Source organism: Streptomyces shenzhenensis, from assembly GCF_003688995.1.
Classification (GTDB): domain Bacteria; phylum Actinomycetota; class Actinomycetes; order Streptomycetales; family Streptomycetaceae; genus Streptomyces; species Streptomyces shenzhenensis_A.
Window position 1 is genome coordinate 534,560 of sequence record NZ_PENI01000002.1, and the last position, 12,865, is coordinate 547,424.

Annotated in this window: 14 protein-coding genes; 5 read left to right on the forward strand and 9 right to left on the reverse strand. The window is 72.6% G+C overall.

The features are described 5' to 3' along the window. Window positions 1–231 precede the first annotated feature (231 nt). The gene (locus tag CTZ28_RS05275) at window positions 232–666 is read right to left on the reverse strand and encodes a hypothetical protein (RefSeq protein ID WP_121888029.1); all 435 of its coding nucleotides are present in this window, start codon (window positions 664–666) and stop codon (window positions 232–234) included. Beyond that, window positions 657–1,307: an ATP-binding protein gene (locus CTZ28_RS05280; protein ID WP_121888030.1), complete on the reverse strand. Its 651-nt coding sequence runs from the start codon at window positions 1,305–1,307 to the stop codon at window positions 657–659. Before CTZ28_RS05280 ends, CTZ28_RS05275 begins: the two co-directional genes overlap by 10 nt. 222 nt (window positions 1,308–1,529) lie before the next feature. Here CTZ28_RS05280 and CTZ28_RS05285 point away from each other — a divergent pair, with 222 nt between their 5' ends. Together CTZ28_RS05285 and CTZ28_RS05290 are read left to right on the forward strand one after the other, a co-directional pair. Continuing rightward, a complete protein-coding gene (locus CTZ28_RS05285) occupies window positions 1,530–2,390 on the forward strand; it encodes a helix-turn-helix domain-containing protein (RefSeq protein WP_121888031.1) in 861 nt (286 codons plus the stop codon). Then, a complete protein-coding gene (locus tag CTZ28_RS05290; protein WP_121888032.1) occupies window positions 2,391–2,666 on the forward strand; it encodes a DUF397 domain-containing protein in 276 nt (91 codons plus the stop codon). It abuts the gene before it with no gap. A 366-nt stretch (window positions 2,667–3,032) separates the two neighbouring features. Here CTZ28_RS05290 and CTZ28_RS05295 read toward each other — a convergent pair whose 3' ends face one another. The 3 genes from CTZ28_RS05295 to CTZ28_RS05305 all read right to left on the reverse strand — a co-directional run bounded on the left by CTZ28_RS05295 (window position 3,033) and on the right by CTZ28_RS05305 (window position 5,999). Then, window positions 3,033–4,520 (reverse strand): glutamate synthase subunit beta, encoded by a 1,488-nt coding sequence (locus CTZ28_RS05295; protein ID WP_121888033.1) that lies wholly within the window; start codon window positions 4,518–4,520, stop codon window positions 3,033–3,035. Window positions 4,521–4,683: 163 nt separating this feature from the next. Next, the gene (locus CTZ28_RS05300; protein WP_121888034.1) at window positions 4,684–5,163 is read right to left on the reverse strand and encodes an anthrone oxygenase family protein; all 480 of its coding nucleotides are present in this window, start codon (window positions 5,161–5,163) and stop codon (window positions 4,684–4,686) included. Window positions 5,164–5,303: 140 nt separating this feature from the next. After that, window positions 5,304–5,999, reverse strand: coding sequence for a DUF2293 domain-containing protein (locus tag CTZ28_RS05305; protein WP_121888035.1), 696 nt, complete (start codon window positions 5,997–5,999; stop codon window positions 5,304–5,306). Between the two features lie 487 nt (window positions 6,000–6,486). On the opposite strand from CTZ28_RS05305, the gene CTZ28_RS05310 reads away from it, so the two are divergent. After that, window positions 6,487–7,119, forward strand: coding sequence for a nucleoside/nucleotide kinase family protein (locus tag CTZ28_RS05310; protein ID WP_121888036.1), 633 nt, complete (start codon window positions 6,487–6,489; stop codon window positions 7,117–7,119). 180 nt (window positions 7,120–7,299) lie between these two features. After that, on the forward strand, window positions 7,300–7,734 hold the full coding sequence (locus CTZ28_RS05315; RefSeq protein ID WP_121888037.1) for a CBS domain-containing protein: 435 nt from the start codon (window positions 7,300–7,302) through the stop codon (window positions 7,732–7,734). Between the two features lie 25 nt (window positions 7,735–7,759). On the opposite strand, the gene CTZ28_RS05320 is transcribed toward CTZ28_RS05315, so the two are convergent. Beyond that, complete coding sequence (locus CTZ28_RS05320; RefSeq protein ID WP_121888038.1) at window positions 7,760–8,887, reverse strand: magnesium and cobalt transport protein CorA; 1,128 nt, start codon at window positions 8,885–8,887, stop codon at window positions 7,760–7,762. A gap of 213 nt (window positions 8,888–9,100) precedes the next feature. On the opposite strand from CTZ28_RS05320, the gene CTZ28_RS05325 reads away from it, so the two are divergent. Next, complete coding sequence (locus tag CTZ28_RS05325) at window positions 9,101–9,895, forward strand: methyltransferase (protein WP_121888039.1); 795 nt, start codon at window positions 9,101–9,103, stop codon at window positions 9,893–9,895. A 327-nt stretch (window positions 9,896–10,222) separates the two neighbouring features. On the opposite strand, the gene CTZ28_RS05330 is transcribed toward CTZ28_RS05325, so the two are convergent. The 3 genes from CTZ28_RS05330 to CTZ28_RS05340 form a co-directional block, all read right to left on the reverse strand. After that, window positions 10,223–11,149 (reverse strand): carbohydrate kinase family protein, encoded by a 927-nt coding sequence (locus CTZ28_RS05330; RefSeq protein WP_121888040.1) that lies wholly within the window; start codon window positions 11,147–11,149, stop codon window positions 10,223–10,225. Further along, window positions 11,134–12,042 (reverse strand): pseudouridine-5'-phosphate glycosidase, encoded by a 909-nt coding sequence (locus CTZ28_RS05335; protein WP_183154273.1) that lies wholly within the window; start codon window positions 12,040–12,042, stop codon window positions 11,134–11,136. The genes CTZ28_RS05330 and CTZ28_RS05335 overlap by 16 nt, the downstream gene beginning before the upstream one ends. A gap of 249 nt (window positions 12,043–12,291) precedes the next feature. Next, a complete protein-coding gene (locus CTZ28_RS05340) occupies window positions 12,292–12,846 on the reverse strand; it encodes a methylated-DNA--[protein]-cysteine S-methyltransferase (protein WP_121888041.1) in 555 nt (184 codons plus the stop codon). Between the last annotated feature and the right edge of the window lie 19 nt (window positions 12,847–12,865).

The window sequence follows — 12,865 nt, forward strand, 5'->3', positions numbered from 1 at the left end:
GGCAGAGCGCGAACGGAGGGACAGGAAGCACGGGGGCGTACGGCACCGGGGCCACACCGGGATCCGTGCCTCGCGCCCCGGGGCGGACCGGCACACGTCGAGCCGACCTGGTGCGCGGATTCTGGTGGGAGTGGTGTGTGGCGTGCGGTCAGTCCGGCCGGGTGCGCGGTGTCCGATCACCCTGGCGTCCAGGTGCCGCTGCTCGACCGCCTCGGTGAGGTGGCGGGACGCCTACGCGCTGAGCTGCCGGGACCAGTCCGGTGTGGTTCCCGTCACCCGGCACAGGGCCAGATAGAGCGGAATCGGCGGGGTGTACGGAACCGTGCCGTCCGGCCGGTGGATGAGCCGGGAGACGGCGGGCAGCCGGGCGCCGGGCGCGTAGTGCGCCGGGGCCGGCCAGGGGAGCGCGTAGTCAGAGTCCGACGGGACGATCCACCACCAGTGCGACCCGTCGGCGTACACGCACCCCACGCGCGGCAGCCGGGGGACGACGAGCGGACCGAAGCGGGCGGGCACCGCGACGGCGTCGCAGCCCAGCGGTGTCGTCATGCCCTCGGGAAGCGAGAGCCGTCCGGTCGCGCCGGGCGAACGCTGCGCGCGCCGCAGCCGCACCAGGGTGTCGAGCCCGAGCACCGGACTGGAATGGGGGGCGCCGCTCACAGCCATTCAGGCCTCACAGACTGCCGTGTCTCCGTCTCGGACGTCCTGCGGTACTGCTTCTGCACCCGCTCCTCCTCGCCGGTACCCCGGCCGGGGCCGGGCGTGGGGCGGGTGCCCCAGCCCAGGTCGTTGCGCGGTTCGACGGCGTCCCGGGCGGCATCGGCCCGGCTCGGCAGCTCGGCCCAGACCAGCAGGCCCGGCCCGTTCTCCTGGGCGCCCCAGGCCCGGCACATGGCGTCCACGAGGAGCAATCCCCTCCCGTGCTCCTCCTCGGCCCGCCGCGGGGACGGGTGGGGTTCACCCGGCGCGCATCCCTCGTCACGTACGGCTATTCGCAGCACGTCGTCGTGGTCGTGCAGCTCGCACACCACCCGGCGGCTGGCCGTGTGCACGATCGCGTTGGTGACCAGCTCGGATATGACCAGGGCCGCGGTGTCGCAGGTGTCCGCGCACACCGACCACCCGGACAGCCGAGCCCGCGTCAGGCGTCTCGCCTGGGCGGGTGAGCCCGGATGTGCGGCCAGCTCGAACCGGAACCGACGCTCGGCAGCGGCCTGACCTGCGGCTGCTCCCGCGGCAGCACCGAGACCTGGCCGGTCTGCGGCGGCTTCTGTTCCTAAGGGCGCGGACGGAATCACGCTTGCCACTATCGCCCCGCCGTGAACACTTGGCAAGTGTCACTCTGAAAATTGCAGAGTGCTGTGTGACTCGGTCGAGGGCCATGGCACACTGCTCGGAACAGCACGTCCGGCGGCGCCAGTTCGAATCACCGGCGATCCAGCGGATCACCGATGACTTCTTCGACCGGCGCCGCAGGGCTGTCCGGATTCATGCGTGTTCGAAGCGTGTCTCAGACGTGGAGGTGGAGCGTGAGCGAACCGCGGTCCGCGCCGACCGTGGGCCAGGTGGTTCTCGGCCGGCGCCTGCTGGACCTGCGGGAACGCGCAGGGCTCAAGCGCGAGGAGGCCGCCCGCATCCTCCGCGTGGCCCCCGCCACCGTCCGCCGCATGGAGATGGCCGAGGTCGCTCTCAAGATCCCGTACCTTCAGCTGCTCCTGAAGGCCTACGGCGTCTCCGACGGCGAGGCCGACCTCTTCGTGCAGCTCGCCGAGGAGGCCAACAGGCCCGGCTGGTGGCAGCGCTTCCATGACATCCTGCCCGGCTGGTTCTCGATGTACGTCAGCCTCGAAGGCGCGGCCGGCCTGATCCGCTCGTACGAACCGCACTTCGTGCCCGGCCTGCTGCAGACCGAGGAGTACGCGCGCGGTGTCCTGGAGTCCGGCGCCATCGGACAGGCCCAGCCCGAGGACATCGAGCGCCATGTCGCGCTGCGTATGCAGCGCCAGGATCTGCTCACCCGCACCGACGCGCCCCGCTTCTGGGTGGTGATGGATGAAACCGTTCTGCTGCGCCCGGTCGGCGGTCCCGAGGTGATGCGCGCGCAGGTCGACAAGCTGCTCGAGGCCGCAAAGCTGCCCAATGTGACCCTCCAGATCGCCCCGTTCGCCAGCGGGCCGCATCCGGGCACGTACGGGCCCTTCGTGCTGTTCCGATTCGCCGTGTCGGAATTGCCGGACATGGTTTACAGCGAGTACCTGACCGGCGCCGTCTACCTGGACGCGCGCTCAGAGGTGGCGACCCACCTCGAGGTCATGGACCGCATGGCGGCTCAGGCCGCCACGGCACATCGCACCAAGGAGATCCTCCGGGATTTCCGCAAGGAGTTGTGAATGGAACGCAGCAAGATCCACGCCAAGCCGCTGTTCCGCGCCCAGCGGATCTACAACGGCATGCCCGCGCGCGAGCTGGGCAGCGACGGCTGGCACAAGCCGTGGAGCGGCGGCAACGGAGGCAACTGTCTGGAGGCCATGAAGCTCGCCGACGGCCGGATAGCCGTCCGTCAGTCGACCGACCCGGACGGGCCGGCACTGATCTACACCACGGACGAGATGACCGCCTTCATCGAGGGCGCGAAAGCGGGTGAGGCGGACTTCCTGCTGTCCTGAATCCGGCTCGTTGATTTTGTTTCTGACTCGACATCCTAATTTTGGTACTGAATTGATCACTGACCGCGTCCGACGCTTATGGAGTGCCCCATGACCGGGCAGGACCGCACCGCTGCCGTCGAGATCGACACCAGCAGACCGCAGGACAACCACCCTGCCGACGAGTGGGGGTACCGCCCACGTCCTTGAGGCAGTGGGGGAGGGCCGGCAGATGCCGGCCCTCGATCCCCGGGTGCAGGTGATGGCCCGGCACACCGGAGGGCGTCACCCACTACCTCCGGGTCGACGTCGGCGTACGGGGGCGGCAGGTGGCGCACGGCGCGTCCCATGCCGCCTCCGTACGCATGCTCCCCGGACAGCGGGCCTTCACACGGCCATCGGCCGGTCGTACGCCGATATCGGCGCGGGCAGCCGCGAACTCCCCGTCAGATACCGGTCGACCGCCGCGGCCACCGCCCGCCCCTCGGCGATCGCCCACACGATCAGCGACTGTCCGCGCGCGGCGTCCCCCGCGGCGAACACACCGGGGACGTTGGTCGCGAAGCCCGCGTCCCGTGCGATCGTGCCCCGCGCGTGCATCGCCAGCCCCAACTGGTCGACGAGCCCGTCGGTCCGGTCGGGCCCCGAGAAGCCGAGCGCGAGCAGCACCAGGTCTGCGGGCAGCGTCCGCCCGGTGCCCGGCAGCGGCCGCCGCCCCGCGTCCACCTCCACCAGGTGCAGCGACCGCACATGCCCGCTCCCGTCCCCGGTGAAGCGCAGCGTCGACGCCGCGAACAGCCGGGCGTCCGCGTCAGCCGCCGGCGCCGTCACCAGATCGCGCGCCTCCTCGTGCGCGGCCGACAGCCGGTAGATCTTCGGATACGTCGGCCAGGGCTCGGCGTCCTCGTCCCGATCGGCGCCCGGCTGGGCATAGATGTCCAGCTGGGTCACGGACGCGGCGCCGTCCCGCACCGCCGTGCCCAGACAGTCCGCACCGGTGTCACCGCCGCCCACGATGACGACGTGCTTCCCCGCCGCGCACAGCGGCGACACCACCAGATCGCCCTCACCGACCCGGTTGGACAGCGGCAGATACTCCATCGCCTGATGGATCCCCGCCAACTCCCGCCCCGGCACCGGCAGTTCCCGCCACGCCGTGGCCCCCGTGGCGATCACCACGGCGTCGTACCGCGTCCGCAGCTCGTCCGCCGCGACATCCCGCCCGACCCGCGTGGACGTACGGAACCTGGTCCCCTCGGCGCGCATCTGCTCCAGCCGCCGCTCCAGATGCCGCTTCTCCATCTTGAAGGAGGGGATGCCGTACCGCAGCAGCCCGCCCACCCGGTCGTCCCGCTCGTACACGGCGACGGTGTGCCCGGCCCGGGTCAGCTGCTGTGCCGCGGCGAGACCCGTGGGCCCCGACCCGATCACCGCGACCGTCCGGCCGGACAGCCGGTCCGGCGGCCGGGGCGGTGTGAAGCCCTCCTCCCAGGCCCGGTCGGCGATGGCGCACTCGACGTTCTTGATGGTCACCGCCGGCTGGTTGATCGCGAGCACACACCCCGCCTCGCACGGCGCCGGACACAACCGGCCGGTGAACTCGGGGAAGTTGTTCGTGGCGTGCAGCCGGTCCGCCGCCGCCCGCCAGTCCTCGCGCGCCACCAGGTCGTTCCACTCGGGGATCAGGTTCCCCAGCGGACAGACGTCGTGGCAGAACGGTATGCCGCAGTCCATGCACCGGTCGGCCTGCTTGCTGATGATGGGCAGCAGCGCGCCCGGGACGTACACCTCGTCCCAGTCCCTGACCCGTTCCTCGACGGGCCGACGTGGCCACTCCTCGCGCGGCGTGGTCATGAAACCCTTGGGGTCGGCCATGGTCGTCTTCCTTGCCTACGCGTATGACGGGCCATGCGTCATCGGGCGGCACTCTTCCGGCCACGATACGTCTCCCCGGCCACCCCCGCAGAGCCGCCGACAGCCCCTTCCCCAGGCCCCGGCCCGCCCCGCGACCCGCCCCGGGGCCACCCCGCGAGCCCACTCAGGTGAGCGCCAGCACATACACCACCGCGGCGGCGGCCGAGGCGACCGTGCGGACGTGGTTCCACATGGTCCACTCGCGCACATACGTCGGCCAGTAGGCGGCGGCCTCCGGGCTGCCCGGCTCCATCCCGGCCAGGGTGTCGTTGCGAGGCACGTTCGCGACCACGGTCAGCCCGAACGAACCGACCAGGAACAGCGCGCTGCCCAGCAGCAGTTCCACCTTGCCGTCGTCCGGCCACAGCACGAACGTCACCACGGCTATCATGGCGCACAGCACCGCGGACCCCGCGAACACCAGCATGAACGCGGGTGTCACGGCGGCCACGTTGATCGCGTTCATCGCGGCGACGCCCTGTGCGGGCGGCAACGCGCCCAGCCCGCGCATGACGAACGTCGAGAACCCGCAGAACACCCCGGCCACCAGCCCGGTACCGAGCACCCCCAGCACGATCAGCACGAAGTACGGGCCGTCGATCATGTCCTCATCCCCTCCCCACCTCGAACCGGGGCCCGCTCGGACCCCCCGTCACCCTCAGTGAATTCCCCCCGCGAAACCGCGACCATCGCCGTGACGCGCGAGCGCATACGCGAGCGTCCAGCCGCCCCGGCCGCCCGGTCTCACCCCACGTCCGCACCGGCCCCGCGCCACCCGCGCAGCACTGCCTCCACGGCGACCGCTATCCGCCGCCGCGCCTCGTGCCGCGGCACCCCGCTCATCAATAACCGGTCGTACGGCGTGTCCAGGTGCCGCACGGCCGCCACGACCGCCGAGACCACCGCCCCCTCGGACAGCGCCCGCCCCGCCGCGCTGCGCCCCACCCGCCCGCTGCCCCGCACGGACGCGTGCGTCGCGATCGCCTCCGCCCGCTCGGCCGGGCAGCCGGGAAACAGCCGCCGGATCTCCGCCGCGAACGCCTCCGTGAACCGCGCGTCCTGCACCGCCCGCCGTCGCGCGTCCCGCGCCCGGCGCCGCCGCCGCGCTTCCGCGTCGGCCAGGCACCGCTCCTCCGCCCGGGCCAGGGCCGTCTCCTCGACGAGCACACCCTGCCGCTCGTACCGGCTCCTGCGCCGGTTGAACCGCACCACCACCGCCGACAGCCCGCTCTCCTCCCTCGACCTGCGCGTCAGCGCGGTGTCGCCGCGCGGCAGGAACACCAGATGGCCGAGGTCGGCACAGTCGAGGCAGCGTGGCGCCCCGCCCTCGACCACGAGCAGGGGCAACGGCCCACGACGGCAGGCGGCGCACTGCTTCCGCCGCAGCGGCTGGATCACGAGAAGTCCCGTGTCCGACGGGTGAGTTGCGAGGCGCGCCATATCCCGTTCCTTCCCCACACGGCCCCGCTTCTCCCGCCCGCCGACCCGATCCCACGCCCCTACGGAGGCCGGAGCCCGCGTCCCCATGATGGCCGGAGCCTGGGTTCCCGTGGAGGCTGGAGCCTGTGTCCGCATGGAGATCGGGGCCTGCGCCCTCACGGAGGCTGGAGCCTGCGGCCGCACGGAGGCCGGAGCCCGCGTCCGCACGGAGGCCGGACCCGGCGTTCTCGCGGAGGCCGGTGCCTGGAGCCCGCGCCCATGAACGGCACTCCTGACCAACAACCGCGGTCACCCCACGCCCCCGGACGCCGAGACCGGCCGGGGGAGCGCGGCCTCCGCGGACCACGGCACCGATGCCCGCCCCGCCGGCGGACCGAGGACCCCGGCGCCGCTGTCGGACGGGCCCACGAGGGCCCCCGCGCCCCTCCCCGGCGGCCCCGGTCGGTCCCGTGCGGGTGCTCTGGGTCCGGCGCGGCATCATGGGCCCGTGCGACTCGAAGCGATCACCTGGGACCGGCTGGCCGAACGGCTGGCCGAGCGGCTGCTCGACGTCCGGCCCGCGGACGGCGGTCCCTGGCCGCGCGTCGCCTTCGACGGCGCCTCTGCTGCCCGCCCGGTCGACCTCGCGGAGCGGGTCGCGCAGGCGCTGCGAGTACGCGGCCGCCCCTCGCTCGTCGTGGGCGCCGAAGGATTCCTGCGCCCCGCCTCGCTCCGACTGGAGCACGGGCACCGGGACGTGGAGTCGTACTACAACGGCTGGTTCGACACCGCGGCACTGTGGCGCGAGGTCTTCGGTCCGCTCGAACCCGGCGGCGACGGCCGTGTCCTGCCCGACCTGTGGGACCCGGTCACCGATCGGGCCACCCGCAGCTCCTACGTCCAACTCCCGCCCGGCGGGCTGCTGTTGCTGCACGGTCCGCTCCTCCTGCGGCACTGGTTCCCCTTCGACCTGACCGTCCATGTCCTCCTCTCGCCGGGTGCCCTGCGCCGCCGTACCCCCGAGGCGGACCACTGGACGCTGCCCGCCTTCGAGCGGTACGCGGACGAGACCGACCCCGCCACGACGGCCGACGTCCTGGTCCGCGCCGACGACCCCCGGCACCCGGCCTGGAACGGCTGACCCACCCCTCGCCCGAAGCCTCAGCTGTGGCAGATGCGGCCCGGGTGCCCGAGCCGAGGGCGGAGCGGGACTCTCCCCCTGCGGGTGCGGAGACCCGGCCGGGCGCGGGAGAATGTAGGATGCCGGGACCAGCGGTGTTTCCCGCGCCGCGCCGGCCCGTCCGGTACCGGGAGGTGCACCATGACCACCGCCGGAGACATCATGCACCGTGGCGCCCAGTGGATACCCGCCCACGAGACCTTGGACCGCGCAGCCCAGTTGATGCGCGAGCTGAACGTCGGAGCGCTGCCCATCAGCGACGAGAACGAACGGCTCTGCGGCATCCTCACCGACCGCGACATCGTGGTCGGCTGCGTGGCCATGGGGCACGACCCCGCCAAGATCACCGCAGGGCAGATGGCCCACGGTACGCCCCGCTGGATCGAGGCGAGCGCCGACGTCGGCGAAGTGCTCCAGGAGATGCGGGAGCACCAGATCCGCCGCCTGCCCGTCATCGAGAACAAGCGCCTGGTCGGCATGATCAGCGAGGCCGACCTCGCCGAGCACCTCGGGGAGAACCAGATCGCCGCCTTCGCCGAGAGCGTCTACGCCCGGACCACCCCGTCCAGCCACTGACGCCCCGCGTCCGGCCCCGGGCCGGTCACAGCCAGCCGTTGCGTCTGAACCCTCGGTACAGCGTCAGACACGCGATGGATATCACCCCGATGACCAGCGGATAGCCGAATCGCCAGCGCAGCTCCGGCATGTGGTCGAAGTTCATGCCGTAGACCCCGCACACCATGGTCGGTACGGCGATGATCGCGGCCCATGCCGTGATCTTCCGCATGTCCTCGTTCTGCGCGACCGTCACCTGTGCCAGATGGGCCTGGAGGATCGAGTTGAGCAGTTCGTCGAAGGAGGCGATCTGCTCCTTCGCCCGTATCAAGTGGTCGAGGACATCCCTGAAATAGGCCTGTATCTCCGGGTCGACCACCCGGATCGGCCGCGTGGCGAGGTCCTCGACCGGACGGGCCAGCGGCACCACAGCCCGCTTCAGGTCAAGGAGTTCCCGCTTCAGCTGGTAGATGCGCCCGGGGTCGACCCGCGCCCCGTTCTCCGCGAACACATCCGTCTCGACCTCGTCGATGTCGGACTGCACCGCGTCCGTCACGTTCAGATACTCGTCCACCACATGGTCCGCGATGGCGTGCAGCACCGCCGCCGGGCCCTTGGCCAGCTGCCGGGGCTGCGACTCCAGTTCCTCGCGTAGCGGTCCCAGCGAGCCGTGCCGTCCGTGCCGGACCGTGATCACGAAGTCGTGGCCGAGGAACACCATGATCTCGCCGGTGTGCACCACCTCGCTCGTCGCCGTCAGCTCCTCGTGCTCGACGTAGCAGACCGTCTTGAACACGGCGAACAGCGTCTCCCCGTACCGCTCCAGCTTCGGGCGCTGATGGGCCTCCACCGCGTCCTCGACCGCCAGCGGATGCAGGTCGAACAGTTCGGCGATGCCCGCGAACTCGGCGTCCGTCGGCTCGTGCAGCCCCAGCCAGACGAATCCGTCCCCGCTCTTGCGCACCCGCTCCACGGCGTCGACCAGGTCGCCGCCGCCGGAGACCCGGGCGCCGTCCCGGTACGTCACGCAGTTGACCACCGAGGAGCCCAGCGGTGACCGGGCGGGATGGCTCAGATCGACGCGCGGTCGCTTCCGCGTCAGCCGTGCGACCTTGCGCAGGCGGCCGACCCCGCTCAGGTCCCTGACCTTGCGCAGATTCCCTGCCATGGACATCTGGATCCCCCTGCCTGCTGCTCCTCGCGCCGTGCTGTCGCGCCTTGACCAGAAAGTCTGCCAGCCCGGCGCGATCCGTGGACAAGCCTGTGGGAGCCGCCCATTCCGCTTGGTTCCCGGCTGTGGACAAGTGGTCACGGCCGGGGGCCTGCCGCCCGTCGCGCCGGAGCGTCGTCCATCCGCGACCGGCGGAACAACTGGGATGATCGCGGCATGACGCGATCCGACGGATATCTCCTCGACAACCGGCAGGCCGAGGCGGGGCAGCGCTTCGACGCCTTCGCCACCCTCTTCGACCCCACCACCTTCCGGCACCTGGTGGGCTTCGGGCTGGGGCCCGGCTGGCGCTGCTGGGAGGTCGGCGCCGGCGGTACTTCCGTGGTGTCCTGGCTGGCCAAGAAGGTGGGCCCGACCGGCAGGGTCGTCGCCACCGATATCGACACCTCGCTGCTCCTCCCGGCCGCGCGTCCGCCCGTCGAGGTGCGTGTCCATGACGTCGGCGAGCAGGAGCCGCCCGGAGTGGGGTTCGACCTGGTGCACGCCCGCCTGGTCCTTGTACACGTCCCGGACCGGGAACGGGCGCTGCACTCGATGGTCCAGGCGCTGCGGCCCGGCGGACGGCTCCTGGTCGAGGACGCCGACCCCGCGCTCCAGCCCCTCATCTGCCCGGACGAGCACGGCCCCGAGCAGCAACTCGCCAACCGGCTGCGGAAAGGGTTCCGCACCCTGCTCGCCGACCGCGGCGCCGATCTGTCCTACGGCCGCAGGCTCCCGCGCCTGCTGCGCGAGGCCGGACTGCGCAACGTGCAGGCCGACGCGTACTTCCCGCTCGCCTCGCCCGCCTGCGCGGCTTTGGAGATCGCCACCGTGCGGCAGATCCGGGACCGGCTCGTCGCGGCGGGACTGGCCACCGACGGGGACATCGACCAGCACCTCGCCAATGTCGCCGCGGGCGGCATGGACCTGGCCACGGCACCGATGATCTCGGCGTGGGGACGCAAGGCCTAGCAGGCCGGACGCATCCGCCGTACCGCGCCCCACGGCCGCTGTACCCCTGCGCCGTCCGCGGTCTCGCGTCCCGCCGGGCGGCCGTCCGCGTCCGCTGTGTCGCGCCCGACCGCTTTCCCCGCTGTGTTCCACGCGCCTGCGCTGCCGCTGCCCTCTCTGTCCGCCGTGCCGCGCCCGTCCGCCGTATCGGACGCGCCCGCCGCGCCGCGGCCAGTCCATGCCGCAGCCGGCTCGTGCCGGTGCCAGGAACGTGTCACGGCCAGCACTGCGGTGCCGCCAGGGTCGCGTTGCGGCCGGGGCTGCATTGTGGCCAGGGCTGTCGCGCGGTCATTCCCGTGCCGGTGGCCGGCCGCCGACCTGCTCCACCGCACGGGCGCCCGCCCGGCACCCCTCCGCCGCCGCGTCCTCGGCACCCGCGCCCGCGACGAGAGCGGCCAGGAACGCGCCGGTGAACGCGTCCCCCGCACCCGTCGTGTCCCGGGGCGTCGCCGGCGCGGCGGGAACGCGGGCGAGCACATCGCCGGACCGGGCCACCAGCGCTCCGTCAGCGCCGAGCTTGGCCACCACCAGCGGGACCAGACGGCTCAGCTTGGCCGCGGCGTCCGCCGGGTCGGGCAGCCCCGTCAGCAGACACGCCTCGTCCCGGCTGGGCAGCAGGATGTCCAGGCCTTCGGCGAACGCCAGGAAGCGGTCGACCCCCAAGGCCCGGAGAAACCCCGTCGACGCCGGATCCAGGCTCACCGGCACCTCACGCGCGCGTGCCGCCCGCAGTGCCACCGCCGCGAGCGCCCGGCTCGGCTCGGAGAACAGCAGATAGCCGGACAGATGCAGCCGCGCGACCCCGTCGAGCAGCGTGTCCGACCAGTCGGCCGGTTCGAGCCGCAGCGCCGCGCCGCTGTCCGTGAGGAAGGTCCGCTCGGCCGCGGCGTCCGCGTCCACCAGGCAGATCACCGTCGCGGTCGCCGCCTCCGTGTCGAGGACGAGTCGTGGACGCACGCCGGCGGACACCAGCTCCCGCTCGTGCCACGCCGCCGCGTCCGCACCCACCCGCCCCAGCAGCCGCACGTCCGCACAGCCCGCGGCGGCGGCCCAGCAGGCCACGTTGGCGCCAGCCCCGCCGGGAAGCGTCCGGATCGCCGCCGCCGTGTCGGTGCCGGCCGCGAGCGGGCCCCGGTGCCGCGCGACGACATCGGTGACGACGTCCCCGACGACCAGCAGCGCCCCCGCCCGCCCCGCCGTCACCCCCGGGTCCACGCCGCGGCGATCCGCGCCGCGAGCCGCACATTGCCGCGGACGGCCGCCAGATTGGCACTCAGCGAAGCGCCATCGGTGTGCCGGACCAGATAGTCCAACAGGAACGGCGTGACCGCCTGGCCGGTGACCCCCTCCTGCTCGCACGCGCGCAGCGCGTCGGCGAGCACCCGCGCGTGCAGCGCGGGATCCAGCTGCTCCTGCTCGGGCACGGGATTCGCGACGATCACCGCCGACTCCGGCCCGTCCAGCGCGTCCTGGGCGCGCATGACCCGCGCCACCTCCTCCGGGCTTCGCACCGTCCAGTCGACGGGATGCCCGGAGTCGGACAAGTAGAAGCCGGGGAACCGGTCAGTGCCGTACCCGGCGACCGCGACTCCCAGCGTCTCCAGACGCTGCAGGGTGGCCGGTACGTCCAGGATCGACTTCACCCCCGCGCACACCACCGTGATCCGGGTCCGGGCCAGCAGGCCCAGGTCCGCGGACTCGTCCTGCGTCACCGTCCACTCCCGGTGCACACCGCCCAGCCCGCCCGTCGCGAACACCCGGACGCCGGCCAGCGCGGCCAGCAGCGCGGTCGCCGACACCGTGGTCGCCCCGCTCGCCCCCGCCGCCACGGCGAGCGGCAGGTCGCGATGGCCCAGCTTGCGCATCCCCTCCTCGTTCGCGATCCGCTCCAACTGCCCCTTGTCCAGGCCCACATGGGGCCGCCCGTCCAGCACGGCGATCGTCGCGGGCACGGCACCCTCCCGCCGTACCGCCTCCTCCAGTTCCTGCGCCACCCGGAGATTGCGCGGGCGCGGCAGCCCGTGCGCGATGATCGTGGACTCCAGGGCCACCACGGGGCGACGCGCGTCGATCGCGTCCCGTACTTCTTCCGCCACCACCAGCACCACGCGCCTGCCTCCTGTCGCTCGGTCCCTCTCTCATCCCTGGCGAGCCGCCCGGCGGGATAAACGCCGAGGAGACGATCCTCGGCCCGAGCCCGCTCAACGGCCGAGTGGATGAGGATGCCGCGCGGCTTCCGCTTCCGGAACCCCGACGGTCACGTGCTGGAAGCACGGCACTGCGCTCGGCCCCACCCCGGAGGCGCGCCCGTGCCAGGGCACGCCGACCGGTGCGACAGAGCCGTCGGAACAGGGCTGTCAGAACAGGGGCTCGGGCAGCACGCCCTCCAGGGCGAGCAGCTTCCGCTTGGTCTCCAGACCGCCTCCGAACCCGCCGATGCCGCCGTCGCTCTCCACGACGCGGTGGCAGGGCACAATGACCGGCAGCGGATTGGCACCCATTGCCGTGCCCACCGCCTGCGCCGCGCCCGGCTGGCCGACCCGCCCGGCCAGGTCGCCGTACCCGACGACCGTGCCGTACGGGACGCCGGCCGCCAGTTCGCGCAGCACCTGCCGGTTGAAGCCGGAGATCAGCGACCAGTCCAGCGACAGTTCGAAGTCCTGCCGTCTCCCCGCGAAGTACGCCTCGACCTGGCGTATCGCCTCGGTCAGCAGCGGTGAACCGGGTGCCTCGACGGGCTCGGTGCCCAGTCGGGCCGCGAGCCGCTCCAACGCCTGGTCACGTACCTTGTCGGTGGCGTGGAACACGACGTTGACCAGGCCGTCCCTGGTCGCCGCCAGCAGCAGTGGACCGATGTCGGTGCCCACGACGGCCCACACGACCCGCTGCTCGTACTGCCCATGGCTGTCCATGCGCCCACCGTACGACCCG

Coding starts and splice junctions, on each gene's coding strand:
- CTZ28_RS05275 (WP_121888029.1), bottom strand. CDS start 666: ATGGCTGTGAGCGGCGCCCCCCATTCCAGTCCGGTGCTCGGGCTCGAC.
- CTZ28_RS05290 (WP_121888032.1), top strand. CDS start 2,391: ATGGAACGCAGCAAGATCCACGCCAAGCCGCTGTTCCGCGCCCAGCGG.
- CTZ28_RS05295 (WP_121888033.1), bottom strand. CDS start 4,520: ATGGCCGACCCCAAGGGTTTCATGACCACGCCGCGCGAGGAGTGGCCA.
- CTZ28_RS05300 (WP_121888034.1), bottom strand. CDS start 5,163: ATGATCGACGGCCCGTACTTCGTGCTGATCGTGCTGGGGGTGCTCGGT.
- CTZ28_RS05305 (WP_121888035.1), bottom strand. CDS start 5,999: ATGGCGCGCCTCGCAACTCACCCGTCGGACACGGGACTTCTCGTGATC.
- CTZ28_RS05315 (WP_121888037.1), top strand. CDS start 7,300: ATGACCACCGCCGGAGACATCATGCACCGTGGCGCCCAGTGGATACCC.
- CTZ28_RS05320 (WP_121888038.1), bottom strand. CDS start 8,887: ATGTCCATGGCAGGGAATCTGCGCAAGGTCAGGGACCTGAGCGGGGTC.
- CTZ28_RS05325 (WP_121888039.1), top strand. CDS start 9,101: ATGACGCGATCCGACGGATATCTCCTCGACAACCGGCAGGCCGAGGCG.
- CTZ28_RS05340 (WP_121888041.1), bottom strand. CDS start 12,846: ATGGACAGCCATGGGCAGTACGAGCAGCGGGTCGTGTGGGCCGTCGTG.